Consider the following 2723-nt stretch of genomic DNA (forward strand, 5'->3'; position numbering starts at 1 on the left):
GAAGAATTTGAAGGTGGTCAGTATCATGATCAAGATATGCCTTTGAAAGTTGATTACAGCACGAAGGCGCAAGTGAAAGCTTGGATATACGGTGGCAAGTTACCAAAAAGCGTATTGAATTTTGAAGCGTTAATAGACGAGGTAAATGTGAAAATTAAAGAACGTACAAAGGATGATCAGTTGATTTGTGAGATAACGAATGATGGTGAATGGGGCTACCCATTGTCTTGCGATGAAATGGATAGAGAGCTAGCAAAAGCCGTTGATATTCAATTATGTAAGCATCAAAATGAAAAAAAAGTGAAAAAAATAAAAAATACGTATTGACTTTAAGGAAAAGGTCGTTTAGAAGGACCAATAAGTGCTTGAAAAACACTTAAGCGAATAGCGGATAGGTTACGAAACAATCTTTTCCTGCTTTAAAATTTGACTTTATTTTTGTGCTATGATTGGCATATAAGGATTTTGTCGGGTGTGGTTACACTATACAATACCTTTTTGGGGAAGGTGTAACGACGGACTATTCGCCGTGTTTTTCAGCACCCGACGCTCTTATGGGGTGTTAATGAAAAACTTTCTTACGAATAGGAGTTCCCTATGAACAATTTAGTAACAGTCAACAATAATGGTATTGCTGTAACAACTTCTTTAAAGATTGCTGAGGGCGTAGGTAATACGCATAAAACAGTTATACAATTGGTTCGTAAAAATATTAAAGATTTTGAAGAATTTGGAAGGGTCGCATTTGAAATGCTACCCTTTAAAACAAAGGGTGGCAGACAAAAGAGAGAAGTTGCCATTCTTAATGAATCGCAAGCAACTTTACTGATGACATATATGCGCAATAATGACACGGTGCGTGCATTTAAAAAGGCGCTTGTTAAAGCTTTCTATGAATTAAAAAGCCAATCAAAAAGTCGTGATTTGTTTTCTACAGAGCATGATTTATTTTCTTATGAAAGTTTAAAAGCTCCTGAGGGAATTGGTAAAGTTTTAGGAATGATTGCAGCGCGTTTATCGTATGTAAATGATTTACAAAAAGAGCTTGATCATTACAAATTAGTAACAACAGAAGCCAAGCGTGTTTTAACAAACGCTGTTGCAAAAGCAGCATAAAACAGCAGCGGCGGTGCGGGGGCGCCTCTTTAAAACATCTCATTTAAAAATTTAACAAATATGAACTTAGGGAGCTACCTATGACCACCACAACTGTATCTAAAAAATATGAACTTATAAATGAAAGTCGCGGTAAAGGGATTACTTTATACCGTATCCGTGCTTTAAGAGATTTTGATGATGTTAAAGCAGGGGATTTAGGGGGCTTTATTGCAAAGGAAGATAACCTCTCTCATGATGGCAATTGCTGGGTATATGATAATGCTTGTGTTGTAAGATCTGGTCGTGTTTATGAAAATGCAAAGGTCTATGGCAATGCTGTTATTGGTGGTTTTGTTTACGGCAATGCTCATATATGTGGTAAAACCCGCGTGTATTTTGGAGCTCATATTTATGATAATGCGCATATTTCTCATAACGCTTGGGTTTATCAATATGCGCGGGTTTATGGGAATGCAAAAGTATCAGGAAGTGCACGTATTTATAGCAAGGCTGTAGTTTATGACCATGCTGTTGTAAGTGGTGCTGCAAAAATTTATGGCAAAGTTTATGACAATGCTAGCGTGGGTGGGTATGTTAAGGTTTACGGTTCTGTTTATGGGAATGCAAAAGTGACTGGTTATCACACCATTAGAGGTTTGGTACATGGCAATGCAAGATTAAAAAGAAATGATTATTCATATGTTGAACAAAACGTTTACTATGCATATGGGATTCCAGAAGATTGTGAAATTTATGAAAATGATACTGTTGTAAAGATTGTTAAAAACAAAGCAGCGTAAATAAGGGGCGGGGGCTGGTTTATAGCAAAAAAGAAAGCCGCGTCCTTTGAAGACACGGCTTTCAACGATTCAAAGTTTAGAAGAAATATATCTATTCAAGCTTATACCATTTTCCGCTGCTTGAATTGCAAGTTTTCTGTGGAGTTCTGGTGGAATCCTTAATTGAAATTTACCAGTATATTTAATATACGACAAAGGTACGGGAACTTCTTCTCCGTTATGTTGCATATCTTCAACAACTTCTGAAACGAGGTCCATAATGCCTTTTAAAGCTTTTTCCGCTTTAGAAGCTAGCCATGAAAGGGATGGAAATTCGGCACACAGTCCAATATATTCACCATCTTCTTGCGACCACAAAACACGATACGTATAATGATTATTGTTCATGTTTTATCCTTTCTATCGCTTGCAAGACTTGTTTCACTTGGTAGGCTTTTGCCTTGTTACCGGAATCTTTTTGAATATTCACACGGGGGTCACCAAACCACGGCGTCTTAAAAACAAAGTGGCTTGTACCATTGTTCCGCGCTTCTCCAAAAAAATATACACATACAGCCAACAAATCTGAAAACTTGATATTCTTTGGCGATGCTTTCATCAAGCTGATTATTTTTTCAATTTTATCGCTACCACTCATAGCTAATAATAGTATCATTATTAATACTGGTCAATCGTTTTATGAGCCTTTCTGGTTAACATTTTAAAGCTATTGAATAGGAACTTTATCCATTTAATAGTAAAAAAGAAAGCCGCGTCCTTTGAAGACACGGCTTTTGATTCCAAAACCAATCCAAAACTACTTTTTGATAGATACAAACAAAAAGA

The 2723-nt window shown here is 36.5% G+C and carries 5 protein-coding genes; 3 read left to right on the plus strand and 2 right to left on the minus strand.

From position 1 onward, the window contains the following. The 3 genes from T429_RS10715 to T429_RS0108395 all read left to right on the plus strand — a co-directional run. Positions 1 to 327: hypothetical protein (locus T429_RS10715; RefSeq protein WP_005775153.1), on the plus strand; the 327-nt coding region annotated here is incomplete at its 5' end. Between the two features lie 270 nt (positions 328 to 597). After that, on the plus strand, positions 598 to 1116 hold the full coding sequence (locus T429_RS0108390; protein WP_005773365.1) for a Rha family transcriptional regulator: 519 nt from the start codon (positions 598 to 600) through the stop codon (positions 1114 to 1116). A gap of 80 nt (positions 1117 to 1196) precedes the next feature. Beyond that, positions 1197 to 1898 carry an LbetaH domain-containing protein gene (locus tag T429_RS0108395; RefSeq protein ID WP_005773367.1) on the plus strand — a complete coding sequence of 234 codons (702 nt, stop codon included), beginning with the start codon at positions 1197 to 1199 and terminating at the stop codon, positions 1896 to 1898. Positions 1899 to 1967: 69 nt separating this feature from the next. Here the strand turns inward: T429_RS0108395 and T429_RS0108400 are convergent, their stop codons facing one another. Both T429_RS0108400 and T429_RS0108405 read right to left on the minus strand, forming a co-directional pair. Further along, on the minus strand, positions 1968 to 2285 hold the full coding sequence (locus T429_RS0108400) for a type II toxin-antitoxin system HicB family antitoxin (RefSeq protein ID WP_005773368.1): 318 nt from the start codon (positions 2283 to 2285) through the stop codon (positions 1968 to 1970). After that, the gene (locus T429_RS0108405; RefSeq protein ID WP_005773369.1) at positions 2275 to 2553 is read right to left on the minus strand and encodes a hypothetical protein; all 279 of its coding nucleotides are present in this window, start codon (positions 2551 to 2553) and stop codon (positions 2275 to 2277) included. Before T429_RS0108405 ends, T429_RS0108400 begins: the two co-directional genes overlap by 11 nt. Positions 2554 to 2723: the final 170 nt, after the last annotated feature.

Source organism: Bartonella elizabethae F9251 = ATCC 49927 (assembly GCF_000518165.1).
GTDB classification, from domain to species: Bacteria; Pseudomonadota; Alphaproteobacteria; order Rhizobiales; family Rhizobiaceae; genus Bartonella; species Bartonella elizabethae.

Coding starts and splice junctions, on each gene's coding strand:
- T429_RS0108390 (WP_005773365.1), top strand. CDS start 598: ATGAACAATTTAGTAACAGTCAACAATAATGGTATTGCTGTAACAACT.
- T429_RS0108400 (WP_005773368.1), bottom strand. CDS start 2,285: ATGAACAATAATCATTATACGTATCGTGTTTTGTGGTCGCAAGAAGAT.
- T429_RS0108405 (WP_005773369.1), bottom strand. CDS start 2,553: ATGATACTATTATTAGCTATGAGTGGTAGCGATAAAATTGAAAAAATA.
- T429_RS0108395 (WP_005773367.1), top strand. CDS start 1,197: ATGACCACCACAACTGTATCTAAAAAATATGAACTTATAAATGAAAGT.